Source organism: Polaribacter sp. 2405UD43-2 (genome assembly GCF_058147125.1).
The window spans coordinates 218,703-243,308 of the sequence record NZ_JBYVJX010000001.1 but is presented as its reverse complement, the minus strand read 5'-3'; the positions used below and the strand labels follow the sequence as shown (position 1 = coordinate 243,308).

At 28.9% G+C, this 24,606-nt stretch carries 23 protein-coding genes; 19 read left to right on the top strand and 4 right to left on the bottom strand.

Annotated features, from left to right (window positions below):
- Positions 1 to 75 precede the first annotated feature (75 nt).
- The gene (locus tag ACY2RX_RS01135) at positions 76 to 1,626 is read right to left on the bottom strand and encodes a DEAD/DEAH box helicase (RefSeq protein WP_490102116.1); all 1,551 of its coding nucleotides are present in this window, start codon (positions 1,624 to 1,626) and stop codon (positions 76 to 78) included.
- Between the two features lie 59 nt (positions 1,627 to 1,685).
- The gene (ytxJ, locus tag ACY2RX_RS01130) at positions 1,686 to 2,087 is read right to left on the bottom strand and encodes a bacillithiol system redox-active protein YtxJ (protein WP_490102115.1); all 402 of its coding nucleotides are present in this window, start codon (positions 2,085 to 2,087) and stop codon (positions 1,686 to 1,688) included.
- A gap of 157 nt (positions 2,088 to 2,244) precedes the next feature.
- On the opposite strand from ytxJ, the gene clpB reads away from it, so the two are divergent.
- The 4 genes from clpB to ACY2RX_RS01110 all read left to right on the top strand — a co-directional run bounded on the left by clpB (position 2,245) and on the right by ACY2RX_RS01110 (position 6,583).
- On the top strand, positions 2,245 to 4,851 hold the full coding sequence (clpB, locus tag ACY2RX_RS01125) for an ATP-dependent chaperone ClpB (RefSeq protein ID WP_490102114.1): 2,607 nt from the start codon (positions 2,245 to 2,247) through the stop codon (positions 4,849 to 4,851).
- 204 nt (positions 4,852 to 5,055) lie between these two features.
- A complete protein-coding gene (locus tag ACY2RX_RS01120) occupies positions 5,056 to 5,484 on the top strand; it encodes an Hsp20/alpha crystallin family protein (protein WP_490102113.1) in 429 nt (142 codons plus the stop codon).
- Between the two features lie 72 nt (positions 5,485 to 5,556).
- Complete coding sequence (locus ACY2RX_RS01115) at positions 5,557 to 6,015, top strand: hypothetical protein (protein ID WP_490102112.1); 459 nt, start codon at positions 5,557 to 5,559, stop codon at positions 6,013 to 6,015.
- Positions 6,016 to 6,085: 70 nt separating this feature from the next.
- Entirely contained in the window at positions 6,086 to 6,583 is a 498-nt protein-coding gene (locus ACY2RX_RS01110) for a SixA phosphatase family protein (protein ID WP_490102111.1), read from the top strand.
- A 62-nt stretch (positions 6,584 to 6,645) separates the two neighbouring features.
- On the opposite strand, the gene ACY2RX_RS01105 is transcribed toward ACY2RX_RS01110, so the two are convergent.
- A complete protein-coding gene (locus ACY2RX_RS01105) occupies positions 6,646 to 7,374 on the bottom strand; it encodes a DUF6503 family protein (protein WP_490102110.1) in 729 nt (242 codons plus the stop codon).
- Between the two features lie 102 nt (positions 7,375 to 7,476).
- Here ACY2RX_RS01105 and smpB point away from each other — a divergent pair, with 102 nt between their 5' ends.
- From smpB to ttcA, 6 genes are all read left to right on the top strand, one after another.
- Positions 7,477 to 7,944: an SsrA-binding protein SmpB gene (gene smpB, locus ACY2RX_RS01100; RefSeq protein ID WP_490102109.1), complete on the top strand. Its 468-nt coding sequence runs from the start codon at positions 7,477 to 7,479 to the stop codon at positions 7,942 to 7,944.
- A 7-nt stretch (positions 7,945 to 7,951) separates the two neighbouring features.
- The gene (locus ACY2RX_RS01095) at positions 7,952 to 8,845 is read left to right on the top strand and encodes a geranylgeranylglycerol-phosphate geranylgeranyltransferase (RefSeq protein WP_490102108.1); all 894 of its coding nucleotides are present in this window, start codon (positions 7,952 to 7,954) and stop codon (positions 8,843 to 8,845) included.
- Positions 8,846 to 8,928: 83 nt separating this feature from the next.
- Positions 8,929 to 9,510, top strand: coding sequence for a Maf-like protein (locus tag ACY2RX_RS01090; RefSeq protein ID WP_490102107.1), 582 nt, complete (start codon positions 8,929 to 8,931; stop codon positions 9,508 to 9,510).
- 114 nt (positions 9,511 to 9,624) lie between these two features.
- Positions 9,625 to 10,578 (top strand): transketolase family protein, encoded by a 954-nt coding sequence (locus tag ACY2RX_RS01085; protein WP_490102106.1) that lies wholly within the window; start codon positions 9,625 to 9,627, stop codon positions 10,576 to 10,578.
- A gap of 58 nt (positions 10,579 to 10,636) precedes the next feature.
- A complete protein-coding gene (locus ACY2RX_RS01080; protein ID WP_490102105.1) occupies positions 10,637 to 11,248 on the top strand; it encodes an outer membrane beta-barrel protein in 612 nt (203 codons plus the stop codon).
- 68 nt (positions 11,249 to 11,316) lie between these two features.
- Complete coding sequence (gene ttcA, locus ACY2RX_RS01075) at positions 11,317 to 12,117, top strand: tRNA 2-thiocytidine(32) synthetase TtcA (RefSeq protein WP_490102104.1); 801 nt, start codon at positions 11,317 to 11,319, stop codon at positions 12,115 to 12,117.
- A gap of 116 nt (positions 12,118 to 12,233) precedes the next feature.
- On the opposite strand, the gene ACY2RX_RS01070 is transcribed toward ttcA, so the two are convergent.
- The gene (locus ACY2RX_RS01070) at positions 12,234 to 12,581 is read right to left on the bottom strand and encodes a 4Fe-4S dicluster domain-containing protein (RefSeq protein ID WP_490102103.1); all 348 of its coding nucleotides are present in this window, start codon (positions 12,579 to 12,581) and stop codon (positions 12,234 to 12,236) included.
- A gap of 73 nt (positions 12,582 to 12,654) precedes the next feature.
- Between ACY2RX_RS01070 and ACY2RX_RS01065 the strand changes: the two genes are divergently transcribed.
- The 9 genes from ACY2RX_RS01065 (at position 12,655) to miaA (ending at position 24,591) form a co-directional block, all read left to right on the top strand.
- Positions 12,655 to 13,713 carry an acyl-CoA reductase gene (locus tag ACY2RX_RS01065; RefSeq protein WP_490102102.1) on the top strand — a complete coding sequence of 353 codons (1,059 nt, stop codon included), beginning with the start codon at positions 12,655 to 12,657 and terminating at the stop codon, positions 13,711 to 13,713.
- A 93-nt stretch (positions 13,714 to 13,806) separates the two neighbouring features.
- The gene (gene serC / locus ACY2RX_RS01060; protein WP_490102101.1) at positions 13,807 to 14,871 is read left to right on the top strand and encodes a 3-phosphoserine/phosphohydroxythreonine transaminase; all 1,065 of its coding nucleotides are present in this window, start codon (positions 13,807 to 13,809) and stop codon (positions 14,869 to 14,871) included.
- 70 nt (positions 14,872 to 14,941) lie between these two features.
- Positions 14,942 to 15,892, top strand: coding sequence for a D-2-hydroxyacid dehydrogenase (locus tag ACY2RX_RS01055; protein WP_490102517.1), 951 nt, complete (start codon positions 14,942 to 14,944; stop codon positions 15,890 to 15,892).
- Positions 15,892 to 16,557 carry a YggS family pyridoxal phosphate-dependent enzyme gene (locus ACY2RX_RS01050; RefSeq protein WP_490102100.1) on the top strand — a complete coding sequence of 222 codons (666 nt, stop codon included), beginning with the start codon at positions 15,892 to 15,894 and terminating at the stop codon, positions 16,555 to 16,557. Before ACY2RX_RS01055 ends, ACY2RX_RS01050 begins: the two co-directional genes overlap by 1 nt.
- A 23-nt stretch (positions 16,558 to 16,580) precedes the next feature.
- Positions 16,581 to 17,660, top strand: coding sequence for an exonuclease domain-containing protein (locus ACY2RX_RS01045; protein WP_490102099.1), 1,080 nt, complete (start codon positions 16,581 to 16,583; stop codon positions 17,658 to 17,660).
- Between the two features lie 96 nt (positions 17,661 to 17,756).
- Positions 17,757 to 19,193: a C1 family peptidase gene (locus ACY2RX_RS01040; RefSeq protein WP_490102098.1), complete on the top strand. Its 1,437-nt coding sequence runs from the start codon at positions 17,757 to 17,759 to the stop codon at positions 19,191 to 19,193.
- A 7-nt stretch (positions 19,194 to 19,200) separates the two neighbouring features.
- Positions 19,201 to 22,623: a hypothetical protein gene (locus tag ACY2RX_RS01035; RefSeq protein WP_490102097.1), complete on the top strand. Its 3,423-nt coding sequence runs from the start codon at positions 19,201 to 19,203 to the stop codon at positions 22,621 to 22,623.
- Between the two features lie 219 nt (positions 22,624 to 22,842).
- The gene (locus ACY2RX_RS01030; RefSeq protein ID WP_490102096.1) at positions 22,843 to 23,667 is read left to right on the top strand and encodes an ion transporter; all 825 of its coding nucleotides are present in this window, start codon (positions 22,843 to 22,845) and stop codon (positions 23,665 to 23,667) included.
- Positions 23,668 to 24,591, top strand: coding sequence for a tRNA (adenosine(37)-N6)-dimethylallyltransferase MiaA (gene miaA / locus ACY2RX_RS01025; RefSeq protein WP_490102095.1), 924 nt, complete (start codon positions 23,668 to 23,670; stop codon positions 24,589 to 24,591).
- The last annotated feature ends 15 nt before the right edge of the window (positions 24,592 to 24,606 follow it).

Sequence of the window (24,606 nt, the reverse complement as noted above, 5' to 3'; positions counted from 1 at the left end):
GTATTGTCGTTTTTTATGCAGATGGCACTTTTGATGAGTATAAGAAGTAATTTTTAAACTCTTTTTAAAGGGGATTTATTCTTCAATAGGTGGATGTCCAAATATTTCTTCAAAATCTCTATCGAAATTGTTACGCAAATAGGCGTTTAATTTTTTACGATAATCGTCTTTTAGCCAAGTCACAAAGTTGTGTGTGCTTTTAGAAATACATTTTGCATATCTGTTAATTCTATCATCTATTTCTTCACCCAACATTTTAGCTAAAATTAAAGCATCGAAAACATCTTCGCTATTTTCTATACACATTTTTGCGTGGTGCTTTATCGATTTTTCTAAAACTCTTTTAGAAGACTCTCCTGCCCTAATGGTTTCTATATATACTTTTTTCATATCGAAATAAGTATCTGTAGATTTTGCAAATTCTTTTTTAACATCGGCAGGTAATTCATATCTAAATGTACTTTCTATTTCTTCATCAGAAAGAATTGCATTTAAATAATGGTCTGGAGCTCTAAACATTTTTTGCCAGTCTAAATCTGCTCCCCAAGGTCCAAATCTATAAAAATTGTTTCCTAAATCTACTACATCAAACGTAGTTTTATTTCCAAAAATACGGGAACCACGTCCAATCATTTGATAATAAAGTGTCAAAGATTTTGTCGCTCTATTTAGAATAATAGCCTCTATACTTGGTTCATCAAAACCTGTTGTTAAAATACTTACAGAAGTAATAATTGCATTTGGCGTTTTATGAAACCACCTTAAAATTAACTCACGCTCTTTTTTAGTATTGGTATTATCTAAATGTGCAATTGGATATCCTGCTTTTTTAAATGCGTGAAATACTTGAATTGAAGTATTTATACCATTGTTAAAAATTAGCGTTTTTTTTCCTTTTGCAGTTTCTTCGTATGCAGAAACCAATTTAGATAACATATCTGAATTGGTATATAAATCTTCTGATGATTTTACAGTATAATCTCCATTTGCCCCTACTTCTAGTGAAGTTAAACCAACGTTATAAGAATACATATTTGCTCTTGCTAAATAATCATTGTCAATTAAATGCTGAATAGATTCGCCTACAAATAACTCTTGATAGTTCTCATACATTGGTAATTTAATGTTAGAACTTAAAGGAGTTGCAGTAACACCTAAAATAAAAGATTCGTCAAAAAACTTAAAGATTTTTGTAAAAGAATTATAATGTGCTTCATCAACAATTACTAAACCAATATCAGAGATATCTAATTTATCATCATTCAACCTGTTTTTTAGAGTCTCAACCATAGCAACAAAACACTTAAACTCGGCTTGATCATCTAGTTTAGCGGTAGAATTAATAATTTTATTAGTAACACCAAACTCATCTAACATTCTAGAAGTTTGCTTACTCAATTCAATTCTATGTGTTAATACTAAAACCTTCTTTTTAAAAATTTCTATATAACGTCTTACAATTTCAGAAAAAATAACTGTTTTACCACCTCCTGTAGGTAGCTGATATAGTAAATGATAATCTTTTGGAGCATTTTCAAATCTTCTAAAGATTTCTCTAAGCGCATCTTTTTGATACCCATATAATTCTTTACCAATAGTTGTTTCTGAAGTGTTTATTTCTGCCAAAGGAATATAAATTTGAATAGCAAAAATAAGACTTAAAAAAGGTTTTTACCAAACTTTGACTATATAAATCTTGTTAAATTCGTTTGAGTAATATCATAATGTGATGCATTATATACTGAAACACCATTTTTAATGACTAATAATTGTGGAGATTGATGTATGACCTGAAAAGTATAACCTACTTCATCTGAAACATCTCTGCAGCTTAATAAATCTAAATAATACACTTTTAATTTTTGATGTTCTTCATCAAAAAGACTCTCAAAACGTTTGATAACCATACTACTAATCCCACAACGTGTTGAATGTTTAAAAATAAGAATGGATTCTGTTTTAGACTGTTCTTTGATTTCTTCTAATTGATTTATGGAAGTTAATGGAATCCAGTTTAAGAATGACTTTTTTTCTGGTTTCGCTTCCTTTTCACTTTTACCTCCAAATACTTTACCAAATATGCCCATTGTCTGTTTTTAGTTTCTTTGTCGATGTAAAGACAGAAAACTTTCATCAGTCAAAAAGTCAGTAAAAACAAGGTTTTACAAGACAATTTGACTTGTTTTTTATAACATTTAATGATGGTATTAAAATTGATTTAGTAAAAGCAAAACAAAAAAAATTATGAATTTTAATAACTATACAACAAAATCACAAGAGACCATTCAATTGGCGCAACAAATTGCGCAAGGTTTTGGTCATAATCAAATAGAAAACGAGCATATTTTTAAAGCCTTAACACAAGTAGATGAAAATGTACTCCCTTTTTTATTGAAGAAATTAAACATCAATATTGGTATTATAGCACAAATTTTAGACAAACAATTAGAGAGTTTACCTAAAGTTTCTGGTGCAGAATTAATGCTTTCTAGAGAAGCAAATAAAACACTAAATGAAGCATCCATCATTGCCAAAAATATGAAAGATGATTATGTTTCAATTGAACACTTAATCTTGGCAATTTTTAAATCAAAATCTAATATTGCACAGGTTTTAAAAGACCAAGGTGTAACAGAGAAACATTTAAAAGCTGCCATTGAAGAGCTAAGAAAAGGAGAAAGAGTGACCTCTCAATCTCAAGAAGAAACTTACAATTCTTTAAATAAATATGCTAATAATTTAAACAAATTAGCCCAAGATGGCAAGTTAGATCCTGTAATTGGTAGAGATGAAGAAATTAGAAGATTGCTACAAATCTTATCTAGAAGAACTAAGAATAATCCCATTTTAGTGGGTGAACCAGGAACTGGTAAAACCGCAATTGCAGAAGGTTTAGCACACAGAATTGTAGATGGCGATGTGCCAGAAAACCTAAAAGATAAACTGATTTTCTCTTTAGATATGGGCGCATTAATTGCAGGTGCAAAATACAAAGGAGAATTTGAAGAACGCTTAAAAGCGGTTATTAAAGAAGTAACAACTTCTAATGGAGATATTGTACTTTTTATTGATGAAATTCACACATTGGTTGGTGCTGGTGGCGGGCAAGGCGCAATGGATGCAGCCAATATTTTAAAACCTGCTTTAGCTCGTGGTGAATTACGTGCAATTGGAGCCACTACGCTAGATGAATATCAAAAATATTTTGAAAAAGACAAAGCTTTAGAGCGTAGATTTCAAAAAGTTTTGGTGGATGAACCAGATACAGAAAGTGCCATTTCTATTTTAAGAGGAATTAAAGAAAAGTACGAAACGCATCATAAAGTTCGTATTAAAGATGAAGCAATTATTGGTGCTGTAGAGTTATCACAAAGATATATTACCAACCGATTTTTACCAGACAAAGCCATTGATTTAATGGATGAAGCTGCGTCTAAGCTTAGAATGGAAATCAATTCGAAACCAGAAGAATTAGATGTTTTAGATCGTAAAATAATGCAATTAGAGATTGAAATTGAAGCCATAAAAAGAGAAAATGACGAAGCAAAATTAAAATCACTACGTGCAGATTTAGCCAATTTAAAAGAAGAAAGAAACGAAATTAATGCTAAATGGAAATCTGAAAAAGAAGTTGTAGATAATATTCAACAAGCAAAATCTGATATCGAGAATTTTAAGATTGAAGCCGAAAAAGCAGAACGTGAAGGCGATTATGGTAAGGTGGCTGAAATTCGTTACGGAAAAATTAAAGCAGCTCAAGAAAAGCTAGAAAAATATCAAAAAAAATTAGCAGAAAATCAAGATGGGAATTCTCTAATCAAAGAAGAAGTTACCTTAGAAGATATTGCTGAAGTGGTGGCAAAATGGACTGGTATTCCTGTTACAAAAATGATTCAGTCAGAACGCGAAAAATTGTTAAAATTAGAAGACCAATTACATAAACGAGTGGTAGGTCAAAATGAAGCAATTGTTGCAGTTTCAGACGCTGTAAGACGCTCTAGAGCAGGCTTGCAAAACCCTAATAAACCTATTGGAAGTTTCTTATTTCTAGGAACAACTGGCGTTGGAAAAACAGAATTAGCCAAAGCATTAGCAGAATATTTGTTTGATGATGAAAATTCAATGACTAGAATTGATATGAGCGAATATCAAGAACGCCATTCTGTAAGTAGATTAGTTGGTGCGCCTCCAGGTTATGTAGGTTATGATGAAGGCGGACAATTAACAGAAGCAGTTAGAAGAAAACCTTATTCTGTAGTACTTTTAGATGAAATAGAAAAAGCACATCCAGATACGTTTAATGTTTTATTGCAAGTTTTAGATGAAGGACGATTAACAGACAATAAAGGTCGTGTTGCAGATTTTAAGAACACCATAATTATTATGACCTCAAATATGGGAAGTCATATAATTCAAGAGAAGTTTGAAGATGCAAAAGCAGATTTAGATTCAGTTACAGAACTGGCAAAAATTGAAGTTTTAGGATTGTTAAAACAATCTGTAAGACCCGAATTTTTAAACAGAATTGATGATGTAATTATGTTTACACCTCTAAATCAAAAAGATATTTTTGAAATTGTAAAACTGCAAATAGAGCATTTAAAGAAAATGATTGGCAAACAAGAAATCACTTTAGATGCAACAGATGAAGCTATTACATATTTAGCTAAAAAAGGGTATCAGCCCGAATTTGGTGCAAGACCCGTAAAAAGAGTCATTCAAAAAGAAGTGCTGAATCAGCTTTCTAAAGAAATTTTATCGGGTAAAATTACCACAGATAGCATTATTTTGTTAGATGCTTTTGATGATCAATTGGTATTTAGAAATCAATCTGATTTGGTAAAAAATTAAAACGTACATTTTGGTTGATTAGAAAAAGCGATTCTACCTTATTATGGTAAATCGCTTTTTCTTTTTTTACAAACAAGTTAAAATCAATTAGATAGTGTCATTTTTTCATTTAAAACTGAAAAAATGACATTCTTTTTTAAATGGTATTTTTTTTGCTTATTATTTACTAAAAATAATAATGTTTAACTTAAAAATGTAAAAATTATGTTAGTAAAAAACAGCGATTTTCCGGTTTTACCAAATGTCTTTAACGACTTTTTTAGAGATTGGTCTACATCCAATTTTTCTGATACAAATACAACATTACCTGCTGTAAACATTAAAGAAAATGAAAATGAGTTTATAGTAGATGTTGCAGTTCCAGGAATGGATAAGAAAGATTTTAAAATAGATTTAGATAATGATATTTTAACTATTTCATCAGAAAAAACTACAAATAACGATACTTCTGATGAAAATTATACTCGTAAAGAATACAGTTATATGTCGTTTAAAAGAAGTTTTACCTTGCCAAAAGGCGTTATAGATAGCAATAAAATTAAGGCTAACTATAAAAACGGTGAGTTAAAAATTACAATACCAAAATTAGAAGAAGCAAAACCTAAACCTGCCAAACTAATTGAGGTAAAATAAGTAATTCAATTTGTTAAATAGGCTGTTAAATACCAACAGCCTATTGCTTTCATAAATTAAAGTTTTAAAGTGATGAAAAAATTAGCAATTTATATGTTAATGGCTTTGTCTTTTTACAATTGCCAAAGTCAAAATAACAATGAAAAAACGGATAGTAATACAAAGTTGGACACCATAAAACCTAAAACAAAAATTAAGGTAAATAAAAAATATGATGAAAATGGAAACTTAATAGCTTTAGATTCTACTTATTCTTATTTTTATTCAAACATTAAAGGAGATTCTGTTTTAGAAAGAGATGTTTTTAATCAATTTAAATTCGATTTTAATAAACAATTTACTCCTTTAGATAGTCTTTTCACAAAAGATTTTTTAAACGGCTCTCCTTTTAATCAAAATGATTTTTATACAGATGATTTTTTTAAAAATAGTTTTAAATCGCATCAAAAAAGGATAGACAAATTATTAAAAAGAATGGATTCTATTAAAAATAACTTTTATAAAAATCAGAAAAACATAAAACAACTTTAATTTCTTAAAGGCGATGTAGTTTACCATCGCTTTTCCTTTTTGATTATATTCGTTACTCAAATTCATTATTATGAAAAAATACGTGTTACTTTTTGTTGTAACTTTTAGTTTGCTATGCTCTTGTACTTCTGATGAAACTACAACTTATTATTTAATTCGTCACGCAGAAAAAGACAGAACAGACAAAACAAATAAAAACCCTAATTTAAATGAAAAAGGGTTGGAAAGAGCAAAAAAATGGGCAGCATATTTTAAAAATATTGGTTTAGATGCTGTGTATTCTACAAAATACAATAGAACTATGCAAACAGCAAAACCTACTGCAGAAAGTAAAAAGCTAGAGATTATCAATTACAATCCTAGAAAAATGTATGATTCAATTTTTCAACAAAACACAAAAGGAAAAACAGTTTTAGTAGTTGGTCATAGTAACACAACTCCTGTTTTTGTAAATAAAATTTTAGGAGAAAAAAAGTACGAATGGATGAAAGATGATGACAACTCAAGTTTGTTTATTGTTACCATTTCTGGCGAGCAAAAAACTAGTAAAATTGAGAAGGTTGAGTAAGTAAATTCATTATTAAGAACCTCTGCTCTATTGTTATTCCTGCCTTCGTAGGAATAACAAACTTATTCGAAAAGTTTAACCTCAATATCTTTTAAAACAATTTCTGAAACTTTTTTAAGTTGATTTTTCTCATACGCTTTATCAATATCAAGCAATGAAGTTTCTTTAGATAAAGGCTTAAAATTATGATAATCTACAAAACGAATTCCGTTTTTAATACACTGTTCTTTTAAAACTCTAAAACGTTTTCCACCTCCATTTGTGTGATAAGAATAAGCAAGATAATCTACTAAAAAATCTTCTTTCCCAACCCAATAAATAAACACATCTTCAAAATCTTCTCCTCCACCATCTTCAGAAAAAGAGATTTCAATTTTATAATATTCCTTTCCTTTAATTGTTGATGATGGCAATAATTTCTTTTTAACAGCTTTATCATTTAATCCATAAGGCAACACAGAAAAATAATGAACAGAATTTACAGAATTTGTATATTTTTTTGCAATAGAATCTGCCATAGAAATCTTTTTATGATTGATAAATCTTACAAAACCATTATTAGTTAAAACATCTTGAATAGAATCAAAAGTTCGAGTCAATTCAAATTTTCCACTTTTTCTAATCGCTTCATAACTTTTATCTCTAAATTTAAAAGTAATTTTAGAATTCGCTACTTTATCTGTACCAGAAAAAACTATTGTTTTATCAATAATATGTTGTGCAGTTAATTTTGTTTCTGTTGGTTTGCAAGAAATTAAAAATACAGAAAAAAGTAATAATAAATATCGCATTGTTTTTGTTTGATTTTGTCGAATTATGAGATGTAAAATTACACTTCTTTATTTTAATCAAAAATGTATCTTTGTTAAAATTATTTAAATTAAAATCAGTCAATGGCTGTTCAGAAAAAAATAAATATTCAAAATAAAAAAGCACGTTTCGAATTTGAAATTCTAGACAAATTTGTGGCTGGAATTCAATTAACAGGAACAGAAATAAAATCCATTAGAAATAGCCAAGCAAGAATTACAGAGAGTTTTTGCGAGTTTAACGAACGTGGAGAATTATTTATTGTGAATATGTATATTCAAGAATATATGTTTGGGCATCATTTTAATCATAAACCTAAAAGTGAAAGACGTTTACTCTTAAATAAACGTGAATTGAGAAGCTTAAAAAAAGATGTTGAAGCCAAAGGAAACACCATTGTTCCTCTACGTTTGTTTATTAATGACAGCGGTTTTGCCAAACTAGAAATTGCTTTAGCCAAAGGGAAACAAACCCATGACAAACGTAATACGCTAAAAGACAGAGATAATAAGCGCGATTTGGCAAGAATAAAAAAGAATTTTAACGCATAATTTCTAAATGATTTCTTTTCTAAAACTCATTCGTTATAAGAACCTTTTAATGGTTTTATTAACGATGATTTTAACAAAATATGCAATTACAGAATCTTTAGGTTCTTATTATTTAGATATCAATAATTTTATATTTTTATCTTTATTAGTTTTAACAATTACTGCTTCAGGATATATTGTAAATGATATTTTTGATATTGAAACAGATAAAATAAATAAGCCTCAAAAATTATACATTTCTAATTCAATACCTAAAAATTTAGGATGGAAATTATATTTTGCCTTTTTATTTTTTTCAATATTATTGGCAGTTTCTTTTTCAATTAAACCTATTCATTGGATTATTTTTTTAGGAACTCCCATCCTATTATTTTTGTATTCTTTTATTTTAAAAAAACTTCCTCTAATTGGCAATTTAGTTATATCTGCATTAGTTCCATTACCAATTTACGTTGTTTTTTTATTTTATTTTTCTCCACTAAAAACTAATGTTCCAACTTTTGACAGACCTTATTATTTAATACTTTCAATTTATTTAGGATTTGCTTTTTTAACAACATTTATAAGAGAAATCATAAAAGATATTGAAGACATAAATGGAGATTTAAAACTAAAAGCAAAAACATTGCCTATTGTAATTGGTAGAAAAAGAGCTTCTAAAGTCGCTTTTTTCTTTAGCTGTATTTTATTAGTTTTTCTATTGATAGTTTTGCAATTTTTACAAAATGAGCCTCTTTTTTTAGGCTATGGAATAATTTTTGTTCTACTTCCAGTAAGTTATTTTATGTATAAATTATGGTTTGCACAAACTAAAAAAGACTTTACTAAACTCAGTAGTTTAATGAAAGCAATTATGCTATTTGGAATATTATCGATGTTATTTTTTAGATTCTTAAACTAATAGACTAATAGATTTTTAGATTTTTAGAAAATAACATATAAATGATTACACAAATACACAGTTCAACAATTAAACAATAAAATATGCTAAGAGAAAAATTAAAAAACTACAATATCATTTTAGCTTCAAAATCTCCAAGAAGACAACAATTCTTTAAAGATTTAGATATTGATTTTACCATTCAATTAAAAGAAGTAGATGAAATTTATCCAAAAGAATTAAAAGGAATTGAAATCACCAATTTTTTAGCAGATTTAAAATCACAACCCTTTGATAATCAATTAAAAAATAACGATTTACTAATCACCTCAGATACTATTGTTTGGTTAGAAAACAAAGCGCTAGGAAAACCCAAAAACGAAGCAGAAGCTTTTGCTATGTTACGCAATTTATCAGGAAAAAAACACCAAGTAATTACATCAATAAGTATAAAAAGCAAACACTTTCAAAAGATTATTAATGATATAACTGTGGTTTCATTTAAAGAAATTTCTGATGAAGAAATCAATTATTACATCAAAAATTACAAACCTTTTGATAAAGCTGGTGCTTACGGAATTCAAGAATGGATTGGCTTTACAGCCATTAATAACTTAGAAGGAAGTTATTTTAACGTAGTTGGCTTACCTGTTCATAAACTCTATTCAGCATTAATGAAGTTGTAAATTACAACTTGCTCACAAAGTGTTAAAAAATCTTTTTTCTATTCTCAATTTTATTTTCTCTAAAGAGAAATAAAAGTTTATTTTTACGCCAAATTTACAACACACAATTTTATAATGAAAAAATACACATACACAGAAAAAAAAGACACACGTTCTGGTTTTGGTGATGGTTTAACAGAATTAGGAAGAACAAATCCAAACGTAGTTGCTTTATGTGCAGATTTAATTGGTTCTTTAAAAATGGATCAATTTATTAAAGAAAATCCTGAAAGATTTTTTCAAGTGGGTATTGCAGAAGCTAATATGATAGGTATTGCAGCGGGTTTAACCATTGGAGGAAAAATTCCGTTTACAGGAACTTTTGCCAACTTTTCTACAGGTAGAGTGTATGATCAAATTCGTCAATCTGTGGCGTATTCTGGTAAAAATGTAAAAGTTTGTGCATCGCATGCAGGTGTTACTTTAGGTGAAGATGGCGCAACACACCAAATTTTAGAAGATATTGGTTTAATGAAAATGTTACCAGGAATGACAGTCATAAATCCTTGTGATTACAACCAAACAAAGGCAGCAACAATTGCAATTGCAGATTTTGAGGGACCAGTATATTTACGCTTTGGACGTCCAAAAGTTCCTGTTTTTATGCCAGAAGATGCTAAATTTGAAATAGGAAAAGGAATTCAACTTACAGAAGGAACAGACGTAACTATTGTCGCAACTGGTCATTTAGTTTGGGAATCTTTACAAGCAGCAGAACAATTAGAAGCAGAAGGAATCTCTGTAGAAGTTATTAACATTCACACCATAAAACCTTTAGATGAAGAAATCATCTTAAAATCTATTGCAAAAACAGGTTGTATTGTTACTGCAGAAGAACATAATAAATTGGGTGGTTTGGGTGAAAGTGTTGCAAGAACTTTAGCTTTAAACACACCAACTCCACAAGAATTTGTGGCTACCAACGATACTTTTGGAGAATCTGGTACACCAGACCAATTAATGGCTAAATATGGTTTAGATGCAAATGCTGTTGTTAAAGCTGTAAAAAAAGTAATTTCTAGAAAATAATAACGTTTTATCATTATAAAGCGTCTTAATAATAAGAAAAACAATAAAATTTAAAATGATGAAAAAAGTAATTTTAATAATGTGTTTGGCTTTCGGATTTAGTCAAATGTCTAATGCGCAAGTTGCCTTTGGTATTAAAGGTGGTATTAATTATAACTCTAACTCTTTTTCTAATGTAAAAGATGATGTTTTTAGTGGAGCTAAAAGTAAAACTGGTTTTCACGCTGGTATTTGGACTCGAATTAAAATTCCGGTAATTGGCTTGTATATAAGACCAGAATTAGTGTATACAAAGTTAAGTAACGATGTTATTTATACTGCCAAAGGAACAAAGATTCAACAATCTACTTCTTATGATTTTCAAAAAATTGACATTCCTGTTTTATTAGGAAAAAAGATTTTTGGAGTTGGTAATATTTTTATAGGACCCTCATTTCAATATCTTTTAAGCTCAGATTTTAGTTTAAATCATATTAAAGATGTTAAAGCTGATGGTTTTACACTTGGGTTACAATTTGGTGGAGGAATAGAATTAGGTAAATTAGGAATTGATGTTCGTTGGGAAAGAGCTTTTTCTGGAGTTGAATCTACCTTCATTTCTGGAGCTACTTCACAAAAATTCGATACAAGAGTAAATCAAATTATTATAGGTTTATCTTATAGATTATAACATATTTATTTAGGTTGTTTCTTAACCAAAAACTATTTAAAAGCTCAAGTTTTTCTTGAGCTTTTTTTATGGAATTAGTTATTTTTGCAGCAATGGAAAATCAGAAACAAGTAACAAAAAAATTGCAAAAAGCAGTGGCAGAAGCTATTCAGCAATATACAATGATAGAAGAAGGAGATAAAATTATGGTTTGTCTTTCTGGCGGAAAAGATAGTTATGCAATGTTACATATGTTATTATATTTTCAAAAAGTTGCTCCTATTTCTTTCAATATTGTTGCTGTAAATTTAGATCAAAAACAACCAGGTTTTCCAGAAGAAATATTACCAAATTACTTACAAAACTTAGGTGTAGATTTTAAAATCATTGAAAAAAATACCTATAAAATTGTAATGGAGAAAACTCCCGAAGGTAAAACTACTTGCAGTCTATGCGCTCGTTTGCGAAGAGGAACTCTATATGAAGCAGCCAAAGATTTAGGCTGTAATAAAATCTCTTTAGGACATCATAGAAATGATATTTTAGAAACCTTTTTCTTAAACTTATTTTTTGCAGGAAAATTAGAAACTATGCCTCCAAAATTTAAAAATGATGCAGGAGATTTAGTGGTGTTAAGACCTTTGGCTTTTTGTAAAGAAAGTGAGATTGAAGTCTATGCTAATTTTATGGATTTCCCAATAATACCTTGTAATTTATGTGGTTCTCAAGAAAATTTACAACGTAAAAAAGTAAAACAAATGATTGCAAATTGGGAATCTGATTTCCCAAATAGAAATGCAATAATGATGAATGCTTTGCAAAATGTATTTCCTTCTCACTTGTTAGACAAAAATTTATACAATTTTGATACTTTAGAAAATAAAATTTAAATAATATAGGTTCATTAAAATTAGAAACATAAAAAAGGTAGCAATATAAAATGCTACCTTTTTTTACTATTAATTTTATTATTCATCTAACAGAGATAGAAAACATAATTTTCTACTCAATTATGCATAAAACTTTGTTTTGCTAATAATTCTTCTTCAGTTTCAACTACGTCTTCATCAGGAACACAACAATCTACAGGACAAACTGCGGCACATTGTGGCTCTTCATGAAAACCTTTACATTCTGTACATTTATCAGGAACAATATAATAAATTTCATCAGAAACAGGTTCTTGGTCTTCATCTGCATTTACAGATTTTCCACTTGGCAAAACAATATCTCCATTTAAATCGGTTCCATCTGAGTATTTCCAATCATCTGCTCCCTCATATATTGCTGTATTCGGACACTCAGGTTCGCAAGCTCCACAATTTATACATTCATCTGTTATTATAATAGCCATAATTTCTTTTCTGTTTTTCTTATATTTGCGATTGCAAAAATAAAGCCAAAATTATAGACAACCAAAATAAATAATGAGTATTCAAAATAGAATTACTGCATTCGCAAAATTAGGAGACTTTTTAAGTCAATTTTCTGTTAATAATATAAAAAAGAAAGATAATATTGAGCATAATGAAATCTTTTTTGATGGTTTTAACCATCAAATAAAATTAGCGCAAGAAAATAATTCTTGGTTTACAAAAGAAAATATTTTATTCAGCTTAAATAGCTGGAGTAACTCATTAAATAGAAATGATTTAACTATATTTACTAAAAGTGTTAATTTAAGTAAATTATCACCTAAAAAAGTAGCTGTTATTATGGCAGGCAATATACCTTTGGTTGGTTTTCACGATTTTTTATCGGTATTAATTTCTGGTCATTCTGTGTTGGTAAAGCAATCTTCTAACGATAAACACTTATTACCATTTTTAGCCAAGTATTTAGAGTATGTAGATGAAAAATTTAAAGGAAAAATCACTTTTACCGAAGACAAACTGACTGATTTTGATGCAGTAATCGCCACAGGAAGTGATAATACAGCACGTTATTTTGAATATTATTTTAAAAATAAACCAAATATTATCAGAAAAAGTAGAAATTCTGTTGCTGTTATCACAGGAAAAGAAACAGAAGAAGATTTTATAAAATTATCTAATGATGTTTTTCAATATTTTGGTTTAGGTTGCAGAAGTGTTTCTAAATTATATGTGCCAAAAGACTATAATTTTGATGCTTTTTTTACAGGAATGTATGCTAAAAAAGAAATTATTAATAATGCAAAGTATGCCAATAATTACGACTATAATAAGGCAGTTTATTTAATGAGTGAGTTTGATTTATTAGAAAATGGTTTTCTAATGATTAAAGAAGACCAAAGCTACTCCTCTCCTATTGCCACTGTATTTTACGAGTATTATGACAATGAAATCGATTTAAAAATAAAATTACATCAAGATAAAGAAAAAATTCAGTGTATTGTTGCCAAAGACTTTATAGAAAATGAAGTTGCATTTGGGCAAACTCAACATCCGCAGTTAACAGATTACGCAGATGGCGTAAATACGTTGGAGTTTTTATCGAAAATATAAATTTTGGTTTCTAGTTAATGGTTGATAGTTTTTAGTACAAGCTTCTAAAAACTTTGAAACGTTGAAACTTTGAAACGTTGAAACTTAAGAATAATGAAAAAACATAATTTTAGTGCAGGTCCTTGTATTCTGCCACAAGAAGTTCTACAAAAAGCATCAGAAGCGATCATCAACTTTAATAATGATGATTTATCGTTGATAGAAATATCACACAGAAGTAAATCTTTTGTAGAAGTAATGGAAAAAGCACGTTCCTTAGCTTTAGAATTGTTAGGTTTAGAAGGCAAAGGCTACAAAGCCCTGTTTTTACAAGGCGGAGCAAGTATGGAGTTTTTAATGGTTGCTTATAATTTATTAAACAAAAAAGCAGCCTATTTAAACACAGGAACTTGGTCTGATAAAGCCTTAAAAGAAGCAAAAGCTTTTGGAGAAATGGTAGAAGTTGCTTCGTCTAAAGATAAAGGTTACAACTATATTCCTAAAGGGTTTTCTATTCCAGAAGATGCAGATTATTTGCACTTAACAAGTAACAATACAGTTGCTGGTACACAAATTAAAGAATTCCCAGAAACCAATATTTCTTTGGTTTGCGATATGAGTTCAGATATTTTCTCTCGTCAATTAGATTTTGAAAAATTCGACTTAATTTACGCAGGTGCACAAAAAAATATGGGACCCGCAGGAACCACTTTAGTTATTATAAAAGAAGAAATTTTAGGAAAAGTAGAAAGACACATTCCTTCTATGCTAAATTATCAAATTCATATTGACAAAGACAGTATGTTTAATACACCTTCTGTTTTTGCTGTGTATGTTTCTATGTTAACCTTACAATGGTTAAAAGATTTAGGAGGAATAAAATTTATTGAAGAAATCAACAACAAAAAAGCGGCGCTTTTATACAATGAAATTGATAGAAATCCCCTATTTAAGGGAATTGTAGCCAAAGAAGACAGAAGTACAATGAATGCTACTTTTAATTTAGTTGATGAAGCTCACAAAGAAACATTTGATAAAATGTGGCAAGATGCAGGAATCAGTGGTTTAAACGGACACAGAAGTGTTGGCGGTTACAGAGCTAGTATGTACAATGCTTTGCCTTTATACAGTGTGCAAGCTTTGGTTGATGTAATGCAAGAATTAGAAAGAAAAAATTAATATAACAATTTGAAAATTTGAAAATGTAGCAATTTTTAAATATTTCAATTTTTGAATGTTTGAATAAATGATGAAAATATTAGCAAATGATGGCATTTCCAAAAGCGGAATTGACGCTTTAGAAAAAGGAGGATTTGAGGTTTTAACAATAAAAGTTGCTCAAAATCAGTTAGAAAATTACATTAATGAACACAATATTAATGCAATTTTAGTTAGAAGTGCAACACAAGTTAGACAAGAATTAATAGAAGCTTGTCCGAGTTTAAAATTGATTGGACGTGGTGGCGTTGGCTTAGACAATATTGATGTGGATTTTGCACAAGACAATGGTTTGCACGTTATAAATACACCAGCAGCTTCATCAAGTTCGGTAGCAGAATTGGTTTTTGCACATCTTTTTGGAATGGTACGTTTTTTACATTCTTCTAACAGGGAAATGCCTTTAGAAGGAGATACTCGTTTTAAAGAATTAAAAAGATCCTATTCTGAAGGAACAGAATTAAGAGGAAAAACTATTGGAATTATTGGCTTTGGAAGAATTGGGCAAGAAGTGGCAAAAATTGCTATTGGTTTAGGAATGAATGTCTTAGCAACTGACCAGCAAATTGCAAGTGCAACTATTACTTTAGCGTTTTTTAACGGACAAAAATCGACATTTACAATACATACTATTGATAAAGAAGAACTTTTAAAAGAAGCAGATTTTATTACACTACATACTCCTAATCAAGAAGATTATATTATTTCTGCAACAGAAATAGAAAAAATGAAAGATGGTGTTGGCATTGTAAATACAGCAAGAGGTGGTGTTTTAAATGAAGTTGATTTAATTAATGCCATAGAAAGTGGTAAAGTTCAGTTTGCTGGTTTAGATGTTTTTGAAAATGAACCAACTCCTGAAATTCAATTATTAATGAATCCAGAATTGTCTTTAACGCCACATATTGGGGCTGCAACCAAAGAAGCTCAAGATAGAATTGGTTTAGAATTAGCAAAACAAATCATAGAAGTATTAAGCTAATGAGTTCAATAGCAGATAACTTATCAAAAATAAAAGAATCAATTCCTGAAAATGTAACTTTAGTTGCAGTTTCTAAAACAAAACCTGTATCAGACATTCAAGAAGCATATAATGCTGGTCAGCGTGTATTTGGTGAAAATAAAATTCAGGAAATGGTTAATAAATATGATGTTTTACCCAAAGACATTCAATGGCATATGATTGGTCATTTACAAAGTAATAAGGTAAAATATATGGCTCATTTTGTAGATTTAATTCACGGAGTTGATAAGTTTTCTACTTTAAAAGAAATTAATAAACAAGCAAAAAAACACGATAGAATTATTAATTGTTTATTGCAAGCTAAAATTGCCAAAGAAGACACAAAATTTGGGTTATCATTTAATGAAATTGAAACTATTTTAGCATCAAAAGAAACATCAGAATTAAAAAACATTAACATTATTGGTCTTATGGGAATGGCAACATTTACAGACAATAAAGAACAATTACAAGAAGAGTTTTTATCACTTAAAAACTTATTTGACAAACTCAAAACTCAAAATTTAGAACTTAGAACTTTATCAATGGGAATGAGTGGAGATTATCCTTTAGCCATTAAAAATGGTAGCACAATGGTTAGAGTTGGCAGTTCTATATTTGGCAATAGAAATTATAATTTGTAATTTACACTGAAAAGAAAAAGAATTTGTACGCAATTTTAGATATAGAAACTACTGGAGGGAAATTTAATGAAGAAGGCATCACTGAAATTGCAATCTATAAATTTGATGGTCATTCAGTTGTAGATCAGTTCATTAGCCTTGTTAATCCTGAAAAACCAATTCAAGAATTTGTTGTGAAACTCACAGGAATTAACAACAAAATGTTAAAAAATGCTCCTAAGTTTTACGAAGTTGCAAAACGAATTATAGAAATTACTTCAGACTGTATTTTGGTGGCGCACAATACAGATTTCGACTACAGAATTCTGAGTACAGAATTTAAAAGATTGGGGTATGAATTTAACAGAAATACGTTGTGTACCGTAGAATTGAGTCAGAAATTAATCTTAAACCAACCTTCATATAGTTTAGGGAAACTCACAAAATCTTTAGGAATTCCAATGGCTGACAGGCATAGAGCTTCTGGCGATGCTTTGGCAACTGTGCAATTATTTAAATTACTGTTAGAAAAAGACATCAATAAAACAATTATACAAAGTTCTATAAAATATTTTGATAGAAGATCTCAAAAGCAAAAATTAAAAAAATTAATTGAAGAAGTTCCTACTGTTGATGGCCTTTTTTACATTCACGATTCTAACGGAAAAGTAATCTATCTAGGAAGAGGAAAAAATATAAAATCGGAAGTAAATAAACTGTTTTTAAAAATTACCAAAAGAGCTATAAAAATACAAGATAGAGCACAGTCTATTTCTTTTGATAAAAGCGGTAACGAATTATTTAGGCGTTTAAAATATTATATAGAATTAGACACTTTAACACCAAGATTTAATTTTAACAAAAAAAGAAAAATTACAACTCAAAACTTTAATAACGAAGACTTTATAATTATAGATAACGGAAGAGAAATTGAAGAACACGCAATAATTTTAGTAGAAAACAATGAAGTTTTTGGTTATGGATATACTAATTTAGGATATCAAGAAAACAAATTAGACATTTTAAAAACAATCCTCACTCCTATTGAAAACAAAGAACTTTCTAAATCAATTGTTAAAAACTATCTCAATAAAAATAAAGTAAAAAAAATTATACGATTGTAATTCAGTCATTAATATTTATAAAAAATACGTCAAATGACGTATTTTTTTATGCCTCATTTTTATTCACCTTTGCTAAGTAACACTAAAACTCACAAAATGAAAAAACTAACTTTTCTTTTAATTTGCTTATTTTTTATTAGCATTCTAACCTCACAAGAACAATTTGGTACAGGACTAAAGTTTGATGAATCCTTGTATAATGAAATTCCACAATCTGTTCCTTTAGTTACCAGAAGTTTTACTTCTTTACCAAAATCTTACAGTTTAAAAGGCTATACTCCTACTCCAAAAAGTCAAGGTCAGCAAGGCTCTTGCGTTGGTTGGGCAAGTGCTTACGGAGCCAGAACTATTGCAAATGCTATTAAAAATGGATGGAAATACAACACTGCAAAAATCACTCAAAATGCATTTTCTCCAGCATTTGTTTACAACCAAATACGATATAATGCAAAATGCGAAGGTGCTTATATAGAAAACGCTATGAAAGTGATGAATAATTATGGAGCCGCAAAACTATCTGATTTTCCTTATGATTCTAGATCTTGTTTAAAAACACCTTCTAGCTATGTTTTTTCTAAGGCAAAGAATCATAAAATTTCAACTTTCGAAAGGTTAGCAAAATGGAATAATCCCTATAATTTAGTAGGTAAAGTAAAAAAAGCAATCTCTCAAAAAAATCCTGTTGTAATTGGTCTATTTCGTTTTTCTAGCTTAAAAACAGATTATAATAATGTTTGGATTCCTAGTTCTGGTAAATCTGGCCACGCAATGGTTGTTGTTGGTTATGATGATAACAAATCTGGAGGTGCTTTCGAAATTATGAATTCTTGGGGGACAAGATTTGGTAAAAACGGATTTTTCTGGGTTAAGTATTCAGACTTTCAAAGACAAGTAAAAACGGCTTATGTTTTAGTAGATAAAAGCGAAAGTAATAACAATACAAATAATAATAACAATTATTCTAGTAATAAATTAGGCGGAGAAATAACACTAAAACTAAGTAATGGTAATGATATGCCCGTTAAATTGGCAGATGGTGCAACAAGAAATTTTAATATTGTAAAAGCTACAAAAACTACTTATAAAGTCAACAATACTTATACTTCTGGCACACAATTTAGAATTTATTTAAAAAGCAAACAAAGAGGTTATGTATATTTAATTGGTTATGGCTCTGCAGACAAGTCTGTAAATAAACTATATCCTTTTGGTGGTTTTAGCGATTATTTTAATTACACAAATAGCGAAATTGCAATACCAAATGAAGATTATTTCATAGAATTTGATAGCAAACCTGGTAGAGATATTCTTTGTGTTTTATACAGTAAAGAAAAACTAAATATAAATAATATTGTAAGCAAAGCTAAATATGGTTCTGGAGATTTTGTTTCTAGAATTAAAAAAGCATTAAGCTATAAAATGTTTAAAGGTTCTAACGTTTCTTTTAGTAGCAATAAAATTTCTTTTAACACTACTTCTAAGAGTTCTTCTGCTAAAGTTGTTCCTATTTTTATAGAAATGAACCATCAATAAAAATATTATGAAAACATTTAAAAAAATACTATACCTTTCTTTTTTAATTACTTACACTGCTTTTAGCCAATCTAGTAATGGAAGTTATGTATACCAAGAAAACTTTAATAACAAAGGCACTTGGCCAACAGGTAGTAATAACCATAGAGAGTTAAATATTTACAATGGTAGATATTATTTTGAACACAAAAGAGATAAAAAAAGTTGGAGAATTTCTACAGGAACAATCAACTTAAACACAAATAAAGATTTTGATATAGAAACTTCTATTCAAAAAATAGCGGGTGTAGAAAACTCTGGTATTTCTTTTCTTTACGATTTTAAAGATGATAATAATTACAAAGAATTTGGTTATTCCGCAAGCGGATATTTTAGAGTTGCAGAAGCTGTAAATGGTAGTTATAGTAACATTAAAAAATGGACGCAATCTAGCAAAATTAAGAAAGGTAATTATGGCGTTAATAAACTAAAGATTTCTAAAAAAGGAAATAATCTTCGTTTTTACATCAACAATTCTGAAGTCTATACAATGTCTTTTAAAAGCTTTGTTGGCAACCAAGTAGCAATAATCTTATATAAAAACCAAAAAATTTCTATAGACTATATAAAAGTTTTCCAAAAATCTTCATCAACCAATAACAACAATAACAACAATAATAACTATAAAACTAAAACAATTGTTTACGACAGTTTTTATTCTAATAAAAATAATTGGGCTATTACAGATAACCAAAATGCTAAATTAGAAATAAAAAATAGTAAGTATTATTTTGAATATACAGGCGATAAAGGTTGGACAACTACCAAAATTTTCGATTTTGATAAATCTAGAAATTACAAAGTAGAAATTTCTGTACAAAAAATATCGGGCGTAAAAAATAACGGATTTGGTTTGGTTTTCGGAAGAGAAGATGGTAACAATCAACATCAATTTTTAATAAATGCACTTGGTGGTTTTTCTATTGATAAGTACGAAAATGGTACACTAAAAACACTTGTAAATTGGACACAATCTTCATCCATCAAAAAAGAAAACTACTCAACAAATATTTTAAAAATTGAAAAAAGAGGCAATAAATTTTACTACTACATAAACAACTCTTTAGTTTACACTGGCAGTTATATGAAAGTGTATGGTAAACGTTATGGATTTTCAATTTTTGATCCCCAAAAAATTGCCATAGATTATATTAGCATTTCTTATTTGGGTGATGAACCTAACAATAACAACATTTTTAAAGATGATTCTAAATCTAAAGGAGATTTGTTATTTAGTGATAATTTTGAGAACAGCAACCCAAATAATTGGACAGAAAGAAATGACGAAAACACACGTTTTAGACTTTCTAACGGAAAATATTACATTCAACACAAAAGAAAAGACAAAGGTTGGTCTACAAATATTTCTAAATACTTTGACAGCACAAAAGACTTTGAAATGGTTACAAAAATTGATAAAATTAGTGGTGTAACCAACAATGCTTTTGGGCTTATGTGGGGTATAAATGGTGGTAGTAGTTTTCGTTTTTATATGGCTGCATCTGGTTATTATAAAATTGTAAGAACTGTAAACAGCAAAGAAGAAGTCATTATAAAATGGACAAAATCATCAACCATAAATCAAAATAATGGAGTATCTAACATTTTAAAAGTTAAAAAAGAAGGAGAAAACTATAAGTTCTACATCAATAACAGATATGTTAACAAAATAGATTTTGAGCCTTTTTATGGAGATAGAATAGGATATGTTGTTTATGACAATCAAGAAATTGCTGTAGATTATTTAAAAATATACAGTTCTAAAACAAAAAAGAATACAAATTATGTTTCTAACAAAACACTTACTTTGCCTATTAACGATAATTTTAACGGCAATACAAACAACTGGAATTTAGAAGATTCTGAAGATTATTCTGCGGCAATTGCAAACGGAAAATTCTTATTGCATAAAAAGAAAAAAGGAGGTATTTTTATTAGCAGAAGCGTAAATATAAATTCGTCTAAAGATTTTATTATAGAAACTTCTATGGCAAGAGTTACCAATTCTTCTAACGGTTTGTACGGAATTACTTTTGGCAGAAAAAATTCTTCTAACGAGTACTCTTTTTTACTTTCTGGTAATGGTAGTTATTTGTACAGAAAATTTGATAATGATGTTTACAAGAAAATAATTCCGTTTACAGAAACCAATGCTATTAAAACAGGATTAAATCAATTTAACAAAATTAAAATTGTAAAATCTGGTGGTTTGCTGCGTTTTTACATCAACAATCAATATGTAAATGAAACTCCTTTTGAACCATTTTTTGGCAATAAATTTGGATATACAGTATATTATGATAAGAAAATATCTGTAGATTATTTAAACATAAAATATCAATCTTCAAGCTTTAACAATCCGCCTGTTGTGGTTATTACTTCGCCAAATGTAGAAGTAAAAAGAGGTTTTAAAATTGTAGAAGCCAAAAGAATTGAAGTGCGTGGTAAAGCTACAGACTCAGATGGTATTTTTGAAATTACTGTAAATGGTATGGAGGCAAGCGTTGCAGAAGACGGAACTTTTGTAGCAAACGTTCCGCTTAAATATGGTAAAAACGATTTAGTTGTAAAAGCTACCGATTTAAAACAAGCATCCTCTACCAAAACATTTACAATAAAGCGCAAAACAAATGTGGTTACGCCTATTGTTCATAACGAAACTTTAGACATTGGTTTTGGTAAATACTACGCCTTAATTATTGGTGTTAGCGATTATAAAGACGAAAGTATTGTTGATTTAAACGGAGAGCCCACTAAAGATGCAGATGCGCTAGCAAATGTTTTAATTAGCAAATACAACTTTAGCAGACAAAATGTAACTGTTCTTAAAAACCCAACAGAAAATCAAATTATAAAAGAGTTTTATAAGCTCAGAAAAAATGTGGGTAAAAATGATAATTTAGTCATTTTCTATGCAGGTCATGGTAATTACGATGAAGCAAGCGAAAAAGGATATTGGATGCCTGCAGATGCAGAAATGGAATTTGAAGGAAATGTAATTTTAAACACAAGCATTGTTTCTTATATTAAATCAATAAATTCTAAACACACTTTGTTAATTGCTGATGCTTGTTTTAGTGGCAGTATTTTAACAAAAACAAGAGCTTACAATAAAGCTTCTAATGCAGTAAAAGCAAAATATGCACTCCCAAGTAGAAGAGCAATTACAAGCGGTACATTAACAACTGTACCAAACAAAAGTATTTTTATGAAATATTTATTAAAACGTTTAACAAACAATAAAAATCCTTATTTATCTGCTGGTCAGTTATTTAATATGATAGAAGACCCCGTAATTAATAATACATCCGGAAAAAACAAACCTCAATATGCGCCTATAAGTAGAACTGGTGATGAAGGTGGAGATTTTATTTTTATAAAAAGACAGTAAACTAGTTTCATATCAATTTATTTTGATGGTTTAGCTCTAGGTTCTTAAAAAAATCTAGAGCTTTTTTTATATGATAAGAATACTTCTCATCAATAAAAAACAACAGAATACATAAAATAAATAGTAGAAAAGCCTCATAGGTTCAAAGAAAAATCAGATAAAAAAGAATTAAAAAGTCGTTAAATATTTGTAGTATTGTAATAGTAAAAGTCTTTAAAATTGGGTAACCTAGATAAAAAACTTTCTTGGAAAAGACGTCTTCATGAAATTATTTATGAAGCTGACACAAAACACGGAAAAATCTTTGATGTTATTTTGCTAATTGCCATTATTGCAAGTGTTGTAATGGTAATGTTAGAAAGCGTAAACAGTATAAATATTAAATACGGTTCTTTTTTAAATATTGGTGAATGGGTAATTACGATTCTTTTTTCTATTGAATATATACTAAGAATTATATCTATTAAAAAACCTTTTAAATACATTTTTAGTTTTTATGGAGTCATAGATTTATTATCTACAATTCCAAAATATTTATCATTATTTTTTATTGGCTCTCATCATTTGGCAGCTTTAAGAGCTTTACGTTTGTTAAGAGTTTTTAGAATTTTAAAACTAGCAAGATACATTGGTGAGTCTAACAATTTAATGAAAGCCTTAAAAGCAAGTAAAGCTAAAATTGCTGTTTTTCTATTTTTTGTTCTTATACTATGTATTATTTTGGGTACAGTAATGTATATGATAGAAGGTGCAGAAAACGGCTTTACAAGTATTCCAAGAAGTGTTTATTGGGCCATTGTTACACTCACAACTGTTGGTTATGGAGATATTGCACCACACACGCCTTTTGGGCAATTTATTGCAAGTATTATTATGATTTTAGGTTACGGAATTATTGCCATTCCCACAGGAATTGTTACATCAGAAATGACAAAGAGTAATAATCAAGTACATATAAACACACTATCTTGTACAAGTTGCTCTGCCGAAAGTCATAATGATAATGCAGATTTTTGTTATAACTGCGGAAGCAAATTACATTAAATGAATTCTAAAAATATTCTGATAACCATTGTAGGACCAACAGCAATTGGTAAAACTGCACTAAGCATACAACTTGCTAACCATTTTAAAAGCGATATTATTTCTTGCGATTCTCGTCAGTTTTATAAAGAAATGAAAATAGGAACAGCCGTTCCAGAACCAAATGAGCTAGCTGCTGCCAAACATCATTTTATACAGAACAGAAGTATTTTTGATGATTATAATGTTGGCCAATTTGAAAAAGATACATTAAAAAAATTAGACCAACTTTTTAAAGAAAACTCCATTCAAATTATGGTTGGCGGAAGTGGTTTGTATGTAGATGCCGTTTTAAAAGGATTAGATTTTTTTCCTAAAGTTGATAAAAAAATTAGAGAAGATTTAACAAATCAATTAAAAAAAGATGGAATATCATCCCTTCAAAATAAATTAAAAGAGCTTGATTTAGAAACTTACAACACAATTGCAGTAGAAAATCCACATCGTTTAATAAGAGCACTAGAAATTTGTATTGGTACAAACACACCTTATTCTACTTTTAAAAACAAACCCAAAGCAAAAAGAAATTTTAATACTCTTAAAATCGGATTAAATGCAGAAAGAGAAATTATTTATAACAGAATAAACCAAAGAGTAGATGTAATGATTGAAAAAGGTTTGTTAGAGGAAGCTAAAAAACTACATCCTTATAAAAAATTAAATGCCTTGCAAACGGTTGGTTACAGAGAACTATTTTCTTTTTTTGATGGAGATTTTACCCAAGAATTTGCCATTTCCGAAATTAAGAAAAACACCCGAAGATTTGCCAAAAGACAATTAACTTGGTTTAAAAAAGACAAAGAAACACTTTGGTTTGATTATAAAACAGATATCAATAGTATTATTAAAGAAATTTCTGATAAAATTAACTTAATTAAAAGTTAACAAGCTTTTGTAATT